Below are 14,475 nucleotides of genomic sequence, written 5' to 3'. Positions count from 1 at the left end.
AGGGCGGGCACCCCACGGAAAGCACCAGGATCGCCCCTCGAAAACCATCGAGAATCGGCCACCCGATCACAGGGAGTGCTCCGGCGCGTTCGTTCCGCATTCGATCGTTACGAGTGCGTCAGCAGACGTTGATTGGCCGGTTTCCGGTCCAGTCCAAAGGGGCATTCACACCGTGGCGTGGGGCAAAGGAGGTCTCGGGGGTGGCGTTGGTGGTGGCACAGGAGGTGCCCACGTCGTCGAGCATGGCCGTACCCCATGGCCCTGCGGGCGTGGGGGAAGCAAGACACCGGATGCGTGATCAACTCCGCTCCGGCGGTGTGGCGGAAACGGTCATCGACGACGCCGTACTGATCCTTTCCGAACTGCTCAGCAATGCCTGCCGACATGGCAGGCCCCTGGGCGACGCCCTGGCGGGCGACGGCGATGTGCGCGCGACGTGGCGTGTCGACCCGGCGGGACGGCTGACGGTCGAGGTGACGGACGGCGGTGGTCCGACCCGCCCCGTTCCCGCCACGCCCTCGGTCACCGCACGCGGCGGCCGCGGGCTGAACATCATCACGGCGCTGGCCAAGGACTGGGGTGTCCGGGACGACATCCACGGCGAGGTCACGGTGTGGGTGGTCATCCAGGACGACGTGGAAACGGCGCGCCGGCACGACGACTTCGCTACGCGCGTCGCGTCACCGAGGGTGTCCGGGATATCCGACCTGGACTTCACGGACGCCTTCGACGATCTGGACTGAGGCGCACGCCGACCGAAGCGCCGGGTTCCAGGACGACGCGGTGCGTTGTCCACAGGATCCCGTCGGCCCCCGTACGAACGGCTAGGCTCGCGCCAGTACGAGACGAGCCGTGATCGGGAGACACCCACGATGGCCAAGAAGCGACCCCAGACGAAGGCCAAGCAGCCGCAGCCGAAGGACGGCGGCGAGATCCCGGTTGTCGGCGCTCGCGAGCCCTGCCCCTGTGGCAGCGGCCGCCGCTACAAGGCCTGCCACGGCCGAGCTGCCGCGCACGCCGTGACCGAGCTGGTGCACCGCCCGTTCGAGAGCCTGCCGGGAGAAGGGGACTGGATCGCGCTGCGCGAGCTGGTGCCCGCCGCGACGGTCGAGCTCAAGCTCAAGGAGAGCCTGCCCGAGGGGGTCCCCTCGGTCACCCTCGCCACCGTCCTGCCGATGGCGTGGCCCGCGCTGCGCCGCGACGACGGCTCGGTGCTGCTCGGCCTGCAGAACGACACGGCGTCCGGCGACATCAGCCGCGACCTCGCCGACACCCTCCAGCGCGCGCTCACCGCGCCGCCCGGCACCCCGGTCGAAGGCCGGCGCGCCCCGGCCGGCGGTCCGCGGCTCCAGGACCTGCTCGACCCCGAAGGCACGTTCGAGCCAGTTGTGCACAGCGGCTTCGAATTCTGGGTCCCCGACGCGGAGAACGCGACGGCCGAGGTGACCGCCTCGCTGGAGCGGGCCAACGCCGCCGCCATCCCGACCGTGAAGCTCTCCGGGGTCGACGCCGCCTACTGGTGCGAGACGCCCGACAAGAACCACCTGCGCTGGGTCATGCCGTACGCGGAGGAGCAGCTTCTGGACGCCCTCGCGCGACTGCACGCGGCGGGCCGTTCGAGCCTCGGCGAGGGCACCCGGCTGGTCGGCTCCTTCCGTGCGCACGGGCTCACGGTGCCGGTCTGGGACCTGCCGACCGGTGTCACGGCGGACGACATCGAGAAGCCGGCGGCCGAGTTCGCCGAGCGCCTCACCACCGCTCTGGCCACGGACGCGCCGCTGACGGCGGACGAGCGCCGCGCGCGCGGGGGGCTCACCAACCGACAGGTGACGCTCAGCTGACACACAGCGGATCCACAGGTCCGCGGACTGACCGACCGGTCAGCTGGTCAGGGCCTCGGAATCGGGTGACTCCTGTCACAACTCCCCGTTGTGACAGGTAAATCCGTGTCCGAATAGCCGAGATCGAATTTGCGAACCGCCGATCTCTTGTTACCGTTCGAGTAGCCCGGTTGCTGGTGCATCCCCCGTCGCCAGCAACCGGGTCTTTCCATGTGCGGAATCCCGTACGGCGTCAACGGCCTTGCTACTGGGCCGAGTTGCTCCCCGAGCGCAGCAGCAGCGGCCCGGCGGAGCCGGTGCCCTTCGCGAATTCCGCGACCGCGGTGTACGCCCCCGCAGCCCCCGCCGTACGTTCCCTGGGCGTCTCGCACACCCCCGGATCGTCGTCCGCGTCCACCGCGCAGTTCATCTGCACCGTGCGGCCGCCGGGGCCCATCAGACTCAGTACGGAGCTCAGCGCGTCGCCCGTGGCGTTGCGGTAGTAGGTACGCGCCCAGGTCTCCTCGCCCTGCGCCATGACACAGGTCTGCGCCTCGACGCCGTCGGGCGAGGAGAGCTCGGGACCGCACCGGGCGGCGGTCGCGAGACCGAGGCCGAGCAGCCGGGGAGAGCGCCCGGGTTCGGGCGCCGGCGGCCGGTCGTCCGCGCGAACCGTCTCGCGTACGGCCGTGGAGTCGTCGTCGCCCACGGAGCCGGCCGAAGCCACGGCCAGCGGGAGGGCGAGGACGAACGCCACGACACCTGCCAGCGCCACCAGTCGAACTCTTCGGGGGTCCGGCCCGCCGGGCGGCGGCGATGAGGCGCTGGGCCCCCCAGAATGACGCTGCATACGCGGACGATAACGAGCGGGGGCGGGCGCGCGGCTCACCGCGCGCCGGACGCCCCTACAACTCGGGCGCGCTCACACCCGTACGAGTGAGTGCCTCGACCACGGCGTCCACCACGGCCTCCACATCGGGCACCCAGGGGGCGGCCGAGCCGGGCAGCGGAGCGCGCTCCCAGCGGATCTGGCCCTGGCCCGTCTCGGACGGCGGCAGGGCGATGTAGCCGCCCTCGCCGTGGAAGCGCAGGGAACCGGGAACGAAGTCCTTCGCGTAGAGGAGCTCGCCGAGCTGTTCCATGGAGTACGGGGCGACGAGGATCGCCCAGCGGTTGGGGGACGCGACGACCGGGCCGAGGCGCATGCCGTCGCGGTCGAGGGCGTCGAGAGCGCGGGCCGCCGCGGGGGCGGGCAGGCTCACCGCGCATGGGGCGCCGCCTCCGGTGGCCAGCACGATGGGCGCCGACGGCCGGTTGGTCCACCACCAGCGCACCATGCGCTCGTCGGTGGTGGCGGCGAGGAGGCCGGGGTCGAAGGGATGGGCGCCGGGCACCGTGCACTCCGGGTCGGGGCATCCGCAGCGGGCACGCCCCTGCGGGTCGGCCGCCACACCCGGGAGTACGGGCCACCGCCATTGGGTCGCGAAGGTCAGGGCCGCGCTGAGCATCTCAGGCCTCCCGTTGTTTCGCCTGGACAGGAGCCTGCGTCGCCTTCCGAGGATCTCGCGCATGAGCGCTCGTTCCTTTCCGTTGCACGCCTGGCAACACCGAGGATCACATCACACCATGTGTCGATCTCTTCACTGTGCGTACCTGCTGGCGCATCACACCCCTGTCGGAGACAAGGGGAACCCCTCTGGGCCGAGCATGTGGCTGCGTCCGCGCCCGTACTGCGTGTACCGACAGCATGGGCATGGCGTGGGGTGGCGGCGCCTGGCGTTTTGCGTCCCGCGTATTTCTTGCCGCCTCCGCCACGGGGAGGATGGGGCACGGTCGTCGGTGGTTAAGACGCCCGGGTCCGTCGCCAGGTTCCGGGCGGATCTCAACCACCCCTGGCCTTCACCGAGTACGTACCCATCACGACCGCTGTGACGCTCCGTCGAACGAGGCCAGTCGACCTCAATAAGCCGTTGCCCGAGTCAGTTTTAGGCCAACTTTGTTTTCCCGCAAGGGTTACCGACGGTCTCACGGACACCAGTAATCCCAGCAGGACAATGCTGGACATCCCCTCACGAGTACGTGTACATGTGGAGACACCGCTAGCGGCGCAGAACGACATGGGGGTTTGCGATGCTATTGAGCAATACGCACCGGTCGGAAAGCCGGACGTCATGAACGCCCCTCACCTTCCGAAAGTGGCTGGAATCGATTCAACGGTTCCTTCGCCCGCACACACTGTCGCGCCGACGCCTGCCCCCGCGGGGGCCTCCTCGGCCGTCTCCCCGGTGGACCCCGGGGCCGTTCTCCAAGATCGTCTCGCGGGCTGGGTCTCGGATCTCACCACGCTCCACGAACTCACCGAGCGCCTGGCACGCACCGCGACACTGAGCGACGCACTGCAGGAACTGCTGCGCGCCGGAGCCGCCCTCGTGGGCGCCCGGCGCGGTCTCGTCGTCATGGAACCCGGCGACGGACTGGGTCCCGACACCACGATCGGACTCGGCCTCGCCCGAGCGGATCTCGGCCACATCGAGACCGTCCCGCGCAGCTCCATGTCCTACGGGAGGATCCTGGACGGGCTGCCGGGCGGCGAGGGCGAGATCACCCAGCCGGACCTCCTCTCGGAGGACGGGCTCGACCCGCGCCACCGCGAGGTGGCCGCCCGTCTCGGCTACGCCGCGAGCTACGCGCTGCCGCTGTCCACCGAGGCGGCGGGCCGCCTCGGTGCCGCCGTCTGGCTGTACGACGAGCCCGCCGAACCGGTGGAGCGCCAGCGCCACCTCATCGGCCTGTACGTCCGGTACGCCACGGAACACCTGGCGCGGCTGCTGGAACTGGAACGCACGCGCACGGCCATGACGACGATCTCCGCCGAGCTGCTTCCCCCGCGGCTGCCCCGGGTCTCCGGCGTCCAGCTCGCCGCCCGGCACCGCACCGGCCCGCGCGGCGGCGGCGACTGGTACGACGCGCTGCCGCTGCCCGACGCCGCGCTCGGCCTCGCGGTCGGCTCCGTCAGCGGGTCCGGCCCCAGCGCGATCGCCGCCATGGGCCGGCTGCGGGCCTCCCTGCGGGCCTACGCCGTCATGGAGGGCGAGGACCCCGTCGCCGTGCTCTCCGACCTCGAACTGCTGCTGCGGCTGACCGAACCGGCGCGCTCCGCCACCGCCCTCTTCGCCTACTGCGAGCCGGCCCTGCGCAAGCTCACCCTCGCCGGTGCCGGACACAGCCCGCCCCTGGTGATCGGCCCGCGGCGCACCGAGTTCGTGGAGACCTCGCTGTCGGCTCCCCTGGGCATGCTCGCCTGCTGGGAGGCCCCCAGCGTCGAACTGACCGCCGAGGCCGGCGAGACCGTGCTGATCTACACCGACGGTCTGCTGCACCGCACCGGCGATCCGATGGACCGTGCCTTCGCCCGGCTGCACGCGGCGGCGGCGAGTGTCCCGAAGGCCGTCCGCGACGACCCCGGCGCGATCGCCGACCACGTCCTGCGCTGTGTGCTGCCGGACGGCCTCGACGAGTCGGACAGCGACGAGGACATCGTCCTGCTGGCCGCCCGCTTCGAGTGAGGGAACGGATACCTCGTGTAACAGGCCTTCCGGCCCTGGGCCCCCTTCAGTACGACCGTACGATGGGAGGCGGTCCACAGTCGTATCTAGGAGGCAGACCGTGTCGGAGGCGCTCACCCCGGAGACCCCGGAAGCCGTGCTCGACGAAACCGCTGACGGCGAGGAAGAGCCGATCAAACAGCGTAAGAACGGCCTGTACCCGGGCGTGTCCGACGAGCTGGCCGACAGCATGAAGTCCGGGTGGGCCGACACCGAGCTGCGGGGCCTCACCCCGATCGCGCAGGCCGAGTACACCGCGGCCCGCCGCGCCGCGCTCTCGGCGCGCTTCCCGGGCGAGCGCCTGGTGATCCCGGCGGGCAACCTGAAGACCCGCTCGAACGACACGGAGTACCCCTTCCGTGCCTCGGTCGAGTACGCGTACCTCACCGGCAACCTCACCGAGGACGGCGTCCTCGTGCTGGAGCCGGTCTCCGACGGCCACCGGGCGACGATCTACCTGCTGCCGCGCTCCGACCGAGAGAACGGCGAGTTCTGGCTGTCCGGGCAGGGCGAGCTGTGGGTCGGCCGCCGGCACTCCCTCACCGAGGCCGAGCAGCTGTACGGCATCCCGGCGTCGGACGTCCGGGAACTCGCCGCGGCGCTGAAGGAAGCCACCGGTCCCGTCCGGGTCGTGCGCGGCTACGACGCCGCCGTCGAGGCCGCCCTGACCGACAAGGTCACCCGCGAGCACGACGACGAGCTGCGCGTCTTCCTCTCCGAGGCACGGCTCGTCAAGGACGAGTTCGAGGCCGGCGAGCTGCAGAAGGCCGTCGACTCCACCGTGCGCGGCTTCGAGGACGTCGTGAAGGTCCTCGACAAGGCCGAGGCCACCAGCGAGCGCTACATCGAGGGCACCTTCTTCCTGCGCGCGCGGGTCGAGGGCAACGACATCGGCTACGGCTCGATCTGCGCCGCCGGCCCGCACGCCTGCACGCTGCACTGGGTGCGCAACGACGGCCCGGTCCGCTCCGGCGATCTGCTGCTGCTGGACGCGGGCGTGGAGACCCACACCCTCTACACCGCCGACGTCACCCGCACGCTGCCCGTCAACGGCACGTACACGGAGATCCAGAAGAAGATCTACGACGCCGTGTACGAGGCCCAGGAGGCCGGTATCGCGGCCGTCCAGCCGGGCGCCAAGTACCGCGACTTCCACGACGCCGCGCAGCGCGTGCTGACCGAGAAGCTCGTCGAGTGGGGCCTCGTCGAGGGTCCGGTCGAGCGCGTCCTGGAGCTCGGCCTCCAGCGCCGCTGGACCCTGCACGGCACCGGCCACATGCTCGGCATGGACGTCCACGACTGCGCCGCCGCGCGCACCGAGACCTATGTCGAGGGCACGCTGGAGCCGGGCATGTGCCTGACCGTCGAGCCCGGCCTGTACTTCCAGGCGGACGACCTGACCGTGCCGGAGGAGTACCGCGGCATCGGCGTCCGCATCGAGGACGACATCCTCGTCACCGAGGACGGCAACCGGAACCTGTCGGCCGGCCTGCCGCGCCGGTCGGACGAGGTCGAGGCCTGGATGGCGTCCCTCAAGGGCTGACATAGTGCCCGCGAGGGCTGATACGAGACTGATGGCCGGGTGCCCTCCAGGGCGCCCGGCCATCGGTGTGTCCAGGGGGCGGCGGTGGCCCCCGGACGTCGGCGTGCCCGCGGGCCCGGCGGCGCGCCCGCGGGTTTTCGGTGTGCCTGGGGGGCGGCTTTTCGTGGACGACGACTTCTGGTCCGGCGTCGGAGTGGACCTGCATCTGGAACCGGACGCGTCGGCCGGGCGCAGAGCCGGGCTCGAACGGGCTCTCCGGGACGCCATCCGCACCGGACGGCTCACCCCGGGCACCCGGCTGCCCGCGACCCGGCGGCTCGCCACCGAACTCGGCATCTCCCGGGGCACGGCGAAGGCGGCGTACGACCAGCTGATCGCCGAGGGCTATCTGACGGCACGGCAGGGCTCGGGCACCGAGGTGGCCCCGCTCCCGGCCGACGGCGCGGCGGCGGACGTACGGGCACCGCGCGCGCGTGCGCCCCGTTTCGATCTGCGCCCCGGCAGCCCGGACGTCGGCACGTTCCCGGCGGCGGCGTGGCTGCGGGCGCTGCGCCGCGCCATCGCGACGGCGCCCTCCTTGGCGTACGACTACGGGGATCCACGCGGCCGGATCGAACTGCGGACGGCGTTGTCGGGCTACCTCGGGCGGGCCCGCGGGGTGATCGCGCCGCCGGAGCGGATCGTCATCACCTCGGGCTACGTCCAGGCGCTCGCCCTCCTCACCCGTGTGCTGGACGGCGGGACGGTGGCCATGGAGGACCCCGGGCTGCCGTTCCACCGGGACGTGGTGCGCAAGAGCGGCGGGAACGTCGTGCCGCTGGCCGTCGACGGACACGGCGCCCGCGCCGACGGCCTGGCGGCGCTCGGGGCGGACGCGGTCGTCGTCACCCCCGCGCACCAGTACCCGACCGGTGTCACGCTCCACCCCGAGCGGCGGCGGGCGCTCACCGACTGGGCACGTACACGGGACGGGCTGATCATCGAGGACGACTACGACGGGGAGTTCCGCTACGACCGGCAGCCGGTCGGCGCCCTCCAGGGAATGGCACCGGCGCACGCCGTCTACGTCGGCACGGCTTCCAAGACACTCGGCCCCGCCCTGCGCCTCGGCTGGATGGTGCTGCCGCCTCACCTGGTCGAACCGGTCGCCGACATCAAGCTGCACAGCGACCACCACACCGAGTCCATCGGCCAGTTGGCGCTCGCCGAGATGATCGAGAGCCACGCGTACGACCGTCACGTGCGCGCGAGCCGGCTGCGCTACCGGCGCCGCCGCGACCAGCTCCTCGACCGGGTGGGGGCGCGCAGGAGCGTGCGGGGGATCGCCGCGGGGCTGCACGCGTTGGTCGAGGTGGCGGACGAATCGCGGGTGCTGGCGCGCGCCGAGGAGGAGGGGCTCGCGGTCGGGCGGCTGGGCGACCACTGGCACACACCGGGCGACGGACGGCCGCAGGGGCTGGTCGTCGGGTACGGGACGCCGCGCGAGCGGATGTATCCCGAGGCCCTGGAGGTGCTGGGGCGGGTGCTGGAGGGGGCCGAAGGGCGCCGGGGCGGGCCGATGTGATCCGGAGCGGGCCGCCGGACGGGCGGTCCGGACAAGAATCGGGGCCTGAATTGGACCATCGAAAGGCTCGGTGAATGGGCCTGCCGATCGGCCCATCCGGCTCGTAGCGTCGAAGCCATGACGCATCGCGCCGCACGATCCGCAGAGCTCGCGCGGAGCAACGCTCCGGAGACCTCCTCGCGGAAGACCCCGTACGCGGCCTCCGCTGACGAGGTCTCCGCGGACGAGGTCTCCGCCCATGCGGCCTCTTCGCACGAGGCCCTTTCACCGGTGGCGGCGGCGCGTGACCTCGCGGGCGCTCGTACGCCGCGCGGCTCGGCCCGGGCGAGCCGCCTCGTCCCGCCTTCCGGTCCGCAGCGGGTGCTCGCGCTCGCGCAGCTGAGCAACTCCGTGGGGGACGGCGCCTATTACGCGACGTCCGCGCTGTACTTCACGCACGTCGTCGGACTGTCTCCCGGGCGCGTGGGGCTCGGACTGACCGTCGCCTGGGCGATCGGCTCGCTGGTCGGTGTACCGCTGGGCGGGCTCGCCGACCGTCGCGGACCACGCGGCACGGCGGTGCTGCTGGCGCTGGCGACCGCGACGGCGGTGGCGTCCTTCCTGGTCGTCCAGGGCTTCGTCGCCTTCGTCGTCGCGGCCTGCGCGTACGCGTCCGCGCAGTCGGGGCTCGGGGCGGCCCGGCAGGCACTGCTCGCGGCGCTGATACCGGCCGGCGAGCGCACCGGGCTGCTCGCTCATCTCCAGTCGACGCTCAACGCCGGTCTGGCGGTGGGCGCGGGCCTCGGCGGTCTCGCGCTGCACGCCGGGACGCGGTCGGCGTACCTCGGGGTGTTCGCGCTCGACGCGGTGGGCTTCCTGGTGTGCGCGGCGCTGTTGTGGCGGCTGCCGTCGGTGCCGCCGACCCGCGGGGACCGGAAGGGGAATCGGGGACTCGGCGTGCTGCGGGACCGCCCGTACGTGCTGGTCACGTTTCTCAACACCGTGCTGCTGCTGCGGATGCCGCTGCTCAGCCTCGGCATACCGCTGTGGATCACCGAGCGCACCGAGGCGCCCGCCTGGCTGGTGTCCGCCCTGTTCGTGCTCAACACCGTCGCGGTGATGGCCTTCCAGGTGCCGATGGCCCGCGGTGTCACGGACCTTCCCACGGCGACCCGCACCATTCGCCGCTCCGGGATCGTGATGCCGGCGTCCTGCGCGGTGTTCGCCCTGTCGTCCGGTGCCTCCCCCTGGGTCGCGGCCGCCGTCCTGGTGGCGGGCGCGGTCCTCCAGGTCGTCGCCGAGATGCAGCAGTCCGCCGGCTCCTGGCAACTGGCCTTCGACCTGGCCCCGTCCGACCGTATGGGCGAGTACCAGGGCTTTTTCGGTACGGGGGTCACGGTGGCCCGCACCATGGGCCCCCTCGTTCTGACGGCGCTGCTGGTGGGCTGGGGGACACCGGGATGGCTGCTTCTGGGGGCTCTGATGGCCGGGGCGTCGTACGCGATGGGACCGGCGGCGCGCTGGGCGGCCTCCCGCGACACGGGGGCCGCGGGTCACCGGGCCGACGTCCGTCCCCGGAACGGCGGAGCCCGACGGACGCCGGTCACCGCGGCCACCCGGAACTGAGCCTCGAAGCCCGCCGATGCCGGTTCGGTCCCCTCGAACGACGCGGACCGGCACGGCTTCGGCCGTCTCAGGCGACGCGGACCGGCACGGACGGGCATGGGGGTCGCGCCGTTCGACGCGACACGGACCGGCACAGGTCGCGCCGTCTCAGGCGACGCGGGCCGGTGGGCCGGTCCGCACCGGCAGCGAATCCACGAACAGCGCCCCGGCTAGCAGGGCGCCGCTTCCCCGGGGGCTCCACGCACGCGCGTGGAGATCGTCGTCGAGGGCGGACAGGCTCGCGCGCCCCGCTTCCGTGGAGGAGCCCCCCGCTTCCAGCACCCCCCGGGCGCCCGCCTGGACGTGACGGAGGCCGTGGGGCCCGGCGGTGTACAGCAACTCGGTGTCCTGGAGGGTGGACATGACGGTGAGGAGGGCGTCGAGGCGGGCGCGCGGTTCGGGCACCCCGGCCGAGCGGGCGGCGGCGAGCGCGTCCAGGGCCCGCCGCACGTGGGGGAATCCGGCACGCGCCTCACCGCGCGCACCGGCCGCCCCGTACTTCGCAGAGACGGACGAGCCGCGGGAGGGCCGCCGCGGTGCCCGGCGGTCGGTGTGTGCCGCGATCCGCTTGGCGGTCGCGGTGACGTCGGGCCCGGTGGCCCGGGGGTCCAGGGCGGCCGCGGCGACGAGGAAGCCGAGCGCCCACAGGGCACCGCGGTGGCCGCCGCCCGTCAGGGCCACCGAGTGCTCGGTGCACCGGCCGATCGCGCCCAGTTCCGCGCGGAGTCCGGGCGTGGCCCGGCCGGTGCGGCGGGCGGCGGCCGCCATGGCCGCGAGGCCGGGTGCCAGCGCCTTGGCGGACCAGCGCAGGGAGCCGAGATCCCGCCGGGTGGCGCGGGCGCGGAGGTCGCGCGGGTCGGGCAGTCCGGGTTTGGGGGCCAGCTCCAACTGCCGGGTCAGCGCGGCCACGGCGGCCCGCGCCAGCGCCTCGTCGTCCTCGCGGCTGCTCATGGACGTACCCCTTCTTGTGAGGACGCCGACGGTTAAGGCGCCCAGGGACGAACTCGGCTACGAGCGAAGGACGTCACGGACACAGGACGTCACGGACACAGGACGTCACGGACACGGGACGTTGAGACAAAGCACGTCGGGGCGAAGGAGGTTACTGACGGGGGCGGCCGTGAGGGAAGACGGCGGGTTCACGAGGACGCGGGGGCCGACGGGCCCGCGCTGTCGCTCGGGGCGTCGCTCGGCGGCGTGCCCGGTGGGGGCGTCACCCGGCGCGCCGCTCGGGGGCGTGCCGCCGCCACCGCCCGCGCCGGTCGTGTCCTTGTGGCTTCCCGTCATGCCGGGAAACCTAGGAACGTCAGCCCTCAGGAGCGTGGGTGCGCGCTGTGACGAACCTGTGAGCCCTGAGACGGCTAAGCCGCATCACGCCGGAATCCGGTCGGCCCGAGGACGCGGTGGGCGCGGTGGGCCCGGTGGTGACGGGAGCCGGGCTTCGGGGAGGGGCGGCGCGAAGCCGACGGCGGAGGCGGCACAGGGGGCCGGAGGCGGGCGGAGGCGGGCGGAGGCGGGCGGAGGCGGGCGGAGGCGGCACAGTGGTGCGGACGACGGCGCGGCCGAAGGCGAGGCCGGTGAGCGAGAGCCGGAGGGCGGTCCAGCCGTCGCGCGGGGTGAGGATCGCGCCGTAGACGGTAGACGAGCGCGGTGATTTCAGGGCGCCGCGGACGGCGCCCGCGCCGTCGGACGGACGTCGCCGCCACCACCCAGAGCGTCAAGCCGGCAGCAGCGAGGGGACCTTTCTCCACTTGAGGATCTTGTCGAAGCTCACCACCGCACCGCCCCGCCCCGGCTTGTTGCCGATGTGGACGTGGTCGGCGAGCTCCTGGATGAGACACAGACCGCGGCCGTGCTCGGCGTCCTCCCCGGCCGGGCGGAGCAGGGTGCGGGCGTTCCCGGCCGGGAAGCCGGGGCCGGAATCCGCGACTTCGATGCGGCACTGGTCACCGTCGAGGTAGGCCGTCACGCGGTACGCCTCGCAGGAGGTACCCGGCACGGCGTCCCCGCCGTGCTCGACGGCATTGGCGCAGGCCTCGGTGAGGGCGACGGAGAGGTCGTACGAGATGTCCGGGTCGACACCCGCGCTCTCCATCGTGCCGAGCAGCAGACGTCTGGCGAGCGGAACACTCGCAGCCTCGCGCCGCAAATGGAGTGACCACCAGATGCTCATGCTCCAGCCTCCTGGGCGCGGCTCGACATACCGTTACGTATTGCCGCAACCACCCGTGCGCAATCGCCTACGGGACGTGATGCCGCCCATACGGCGGACGCGCTCACATGAGGGGGCGGTGTATGCGCGGGCGAATCGCGGCCGGACGACGACCTTTCGGCCGTACGCCGCGTTGCGGACGGACCGGCCGCATGCCATCGATCGGACCTGCCGTCCGTGGCGGGTGGGCCCAGTGCGATGATGAGCCCGCCATGACTGCCCCCCACCAGCGTTCGGCGCGCTCCGGAGCCGGCCTCCGGACCCTGAGGGCCGCGGTGTTCGCCGCGGTCTGCGTCGTGCTGGCCGCGGCCGGTCATGGGATCGCCTCCTGCACCACGGTCCCTCTGTGGACACTGGGCGCCGGTTTCCTCGCGGTCTTCGCCGTCGCCGCCTCACTGGCGGGACGGGAACGCACGCTTCCGGGCATCGTGGCGGTCCTCGCGTTCGGCCAGACCGTGCTGCACACCCTCTTCGGACTCGGCCTGCACGCCGGTACGACGGCCACCGGGTCCATGGGCTCGATGGCCTCGGGGATGTCGATGTCCGACGCCTCCCTGGTGGCCCGGGCCGCCCGCCTGGTGTGCGGTACGACCGCGGCGGCGATCAGCCCCGTACAGGCCCAGAAGATCCTCGCCGACGCGCGGATCGACACGGGCATGACGGACATGGCGTCGTCCATGCACCATGCCGCCGACGCCGTACCGGCCGCCGCGGGCACCCCGATGTCGGTGGTGCCCTCCCTGCCGATGCTGCTCGGCCACGTCCTCGCGGCCGTCGCCGCCGGGTGGGTGCTGCGCCGCGGCGATCTCGCGCTCCTGCGTCTCATGCGCCTGTCGGCGCAGGGAGTCGCGGAAGGGGCGCTCGTACGGTCCTTGCGCGCCGCCCTGACTCTCGTACGCGCCCTGCGCACGGGACTTCCCGGGGCGCCCGAGATCGCGCGCACGCCTCGCACCGCGCTGCTCGCGACCCCTGCTCCACGGACGACCGCCCTCCAGCACACGGTCGTCCGGCGCGGGCCGCCCGCCTCCGCACTCGTCCTCGCCGCCTGACACGACGCGCCGCTTCACGGAATCCACGCAAGCCCCGGAGTCCATGCCTTCACGGACCTCCTCGGACTTCACGGGCCTTCCCGGAGGGGACGCGGTCGTGCCGCACGCGCGCGTGCCCGCCCGGTCTCCCCCGGACACGGATGCACCCCTCTCCCGGGACACCGAAGCGCACGCGCATCCCCTCGTCACCGGACTGAAAGTGGAGTGTTCTCTTCCATGAAGGCTTCTCGCATCGCCGCCGTCTGCACCGTCGCCGCCTCGGCCGTTCTCGCCGTCTCCGCCCCCGCGTTCGCGCACGTCAGCGTGCAGCCCGAGGGCGTGGCGGCCAAGGGCGACTACGCCGTCGTGAACTTCAAGGTTCCCAACGAGCGCGACGACGCCTCGACCACCAAGCTCGAGGTGAGCTTCCCGGCCGACCACCCGCTCTCCTCCGTCATGCCGCAGCCGCTCGACGGCTGGAGCGTGAAGGTCACCAAGTCCAAGCTGGCCGAGCCGATCACCGCGCACGGCAAGAAGATCGACGAGGCCGTCACCAAGGTCACCTGGACCGCCGACGGCAAGGGCATCGAGGCCGGCTTCTTCCAGAAGTTCCCGCTCTCCATCGGCGCGCTGCCCGAAGACACCGACGAACTCGTCTTCAAGGCCGTCCAGACGTACTCCAACAAGGAGGTCGTGCGCTGGATCGAGCCGCAGAAGGAGGGCGCGGAGGAGCCCGAGAACCCGGCTCCGGTGCTCGCGCTCTCGGCCGCGGCCGAGGGTGGCCACCACGGGGCCGGCGCCGCGGAGGAGGCCTCGCACGACGAGAAGGCCGAGGACGCCGAGAAGACCGCCAAGGAGACCACCGAGGCGGCCTCCTCCACGGACGGCAGCGACACCACCGCGCGCGTGCTCGGCGTCGTGGGCATCGTCGTCGGCCTGGCGGGCGTGGCCTACGGCGTGCTGGCCGGTCGGCGGCGTACGAACGCCTGAGGTGCCGCACGGCACCTGAGGTATTGAGACACACCCGCTCCCGGTGGGCACCGGAGGGCCGCAGGACGC

The 14,475-nt window shown here is 72.6% G+C and carries 12 protein-coding genes; 8 read left to right on the top strand and 4 right to left on the bottom strand.

From position 1 onward, the window contains the following. Positions 1-113 precede the first annotated feature (113 nt). Both OOK38_RS13790 and OOK38_RS13785 read left to right on the top strand, forming a co-directional pair. Positions 114-743, top strand: coding sequence for an ATP-binding protein (locus OOK38_RS13790; RefSeq protein ID WP_266760463.1), 630 nt, complete (start codon positions 114-116; stop codon positions 741-743). 129 nt (positions 744-872) lie between these two features. Further along, the gene (locus OOK38_RS13785) at positions 873-1,841 is read left to right on the top strand and encodes a DUF5926 family protein (protein ID WP_266760464.1); all 969 of its coding nucleotides are present in this window, start codon (positions 873-875) and stop codon (positions 1,839-1,841) included. A gap of 244 nt (positions 1,842-2,085) precedes the next feature. Here the strand turns inward: OOK38_RS13785 and OOK38_RS13780 are convergent, their stop codons facing one another. Next, the gene (locus OOK38_RS13780) at positions 2,086-2,670 is read right to left on the bottom strand and encodes a hypothetical protein (RefSeq protein ID WP_266760466.1); all 585 of its coding nucleotides are present in this window, start codon (positions 2,668-2,670) and stop codon (positions 2,086-2,088) included. 55 nt (positions 2,671-2,725) lie between these two features. Continuing rightward, a complete protein-coding gene (locus OOK38_RS13775) occupies positions 2,726-3,391 on the bottom strand; it encodes a bifunctional DNA primase/polymerase (RefSeq protein ID WP_266760468.1) in 666 nt (221 codons plus the stop codon). Between the two features lie 483 nt (positions 3,392-3,874). Between OOK38_RS13775 and OOK38_RS13770 the strand changes: the two genes are divergently transcribed. The 4 genes from OOK38_RS13770 to OOK38_RS13755 all read left to right on the top strand — a co-directional run bounded on the left by OOK38_RS13770 (position 3,875) and on the right by OOK38_RS13755 (position 10,137). Then, positions 3,875-5,386 (top strand): PP2C family protein-serine/threonine phosphatase, encoded by a 1,512-nt coding sequence (locus OOK38_RS13770; RefSeq protein ID WP_266760470.1) that lies wholly within the window; start codon positions 3,875-3,877, stop codon positions 5,384-5,386. A 136-nt stretch (positions 5,387-5,522) separates the two neighbouring features. Beyond that, the gene (locus OOK38_RS13765; protein ID WP_266765763.1) at positions 5,523-6,968 is read left to right on the top strand and encodes an aminopeptidase P family protein; all 1,446 of its coding nucleotides are present in this window, start codon (positions 5,523-5,525) and stop codon (positions 6,966-6,968) included. A gap of 163 nt (positions 6,969-7,131) precedes the next feature. Further along, the gene (locus tag OOK38_RS13760) at positions 7,132-8,532 is read left to right on the top strand and encodes a PLP-dependent aminotransferase family protein (RefSeq protein ID WP_266760472.1); all 1,401 of its coding nucleotides are present in this window, start codon (positions 7,132-7,134) and stop codon (positions 8,530-8,532) included. Between the two features lie 117 nt (positions 8,533-8,649). Further along, positions 8,650-10,137 (top strand): MFS transporter, encoded by a 1,488-nt coding sequence (locus OOK38_RS13755; protein ID WP_266760474.1) that lies wholly within the window; start codon positions 8,650-8,652, stop codon positions 10,135-10,137. Between the two features lie 147 nt (positions 10,138-10,284). Here OOK38_RS13755 and OOK38_RS13750 read toward each other — a convergent pair whose 3' ends face one another. Both OOK38_RS13750 and OOK38_RS13745 read right to left on the bottom strand, forming a co-directional pair. Further along, positions 10,285-11,127 (bottom strand): triphosphoribosyl-dephospho-CoA synthase, encoded by an 843-nt coding sequence (locus OOK38_RS13750; RefSeq protein ID WP_266760476.1) that lies wholly within the window; start codon positions 11,125-11,127, stop codon positions 10,285-10,287. A gap of 766 nt (positions 11,128-11,893) precedes the next feature. After that, positions 11,894-12,349, bottom strand: coding sequence for an ATP-binding protein (locus tag OOK38_RS13745; protein ID WP_266760478.1), 456 nt, complete (start codon positions 12,347-12,349; stop codon positions 11,894-11,896). A 251-nt stretch (positions 12,350-12,600) separates the two neighbouring features. On the opposite strand from OOK38_RS13745, the gene OOK38_RS13740 reads away from it, so the two are divergent. Together OOK38_RS13740 and OOK38_RS13735 are read left to right on the top strand one after the other, a co-directional pair. Beyond that, positions 12,601-13,437: a hypothetical protein gene (locus OOK38_RS13740; RefSeq protein ID WP_266760480.1), complete on the top strand. Its 837-nt coding sequence runs from the start codon at positions 12,601-12,603 to the stop codon at positions 13,435-13,437. 216 nt (positions 13,438-13,653) lie between these two features. After that, the gene (locus OOK38_RS13735) at positions 13,654-14,406 is read left to right on the top strand and encodes a YcnI family protein (protein WP_266760482.1); all 753 of its coding nucleotides are present in this window, start codon (positions 13,654-13,656) and stop codon (positions 14,404-14,406) included. Positions 14,407-14,475 lie beyond the last annotated feature (69 nt).

The sequence above is a fragment of the Streptomyces sp. NBC_00568 genome (assembly GCF_026341855.1).
Taxonomy (GTDB): domain Bacteria; phylum Actinomycetota; class Actinomycetes; order Streptomycetales; family Streptomycetaceae; genus Streptomyces.
The sequence above is the reverse complement of the archived record's forward strand: the minus strand, read 5'-3'. Positions and strand labels throughout refer to the sequence as shown.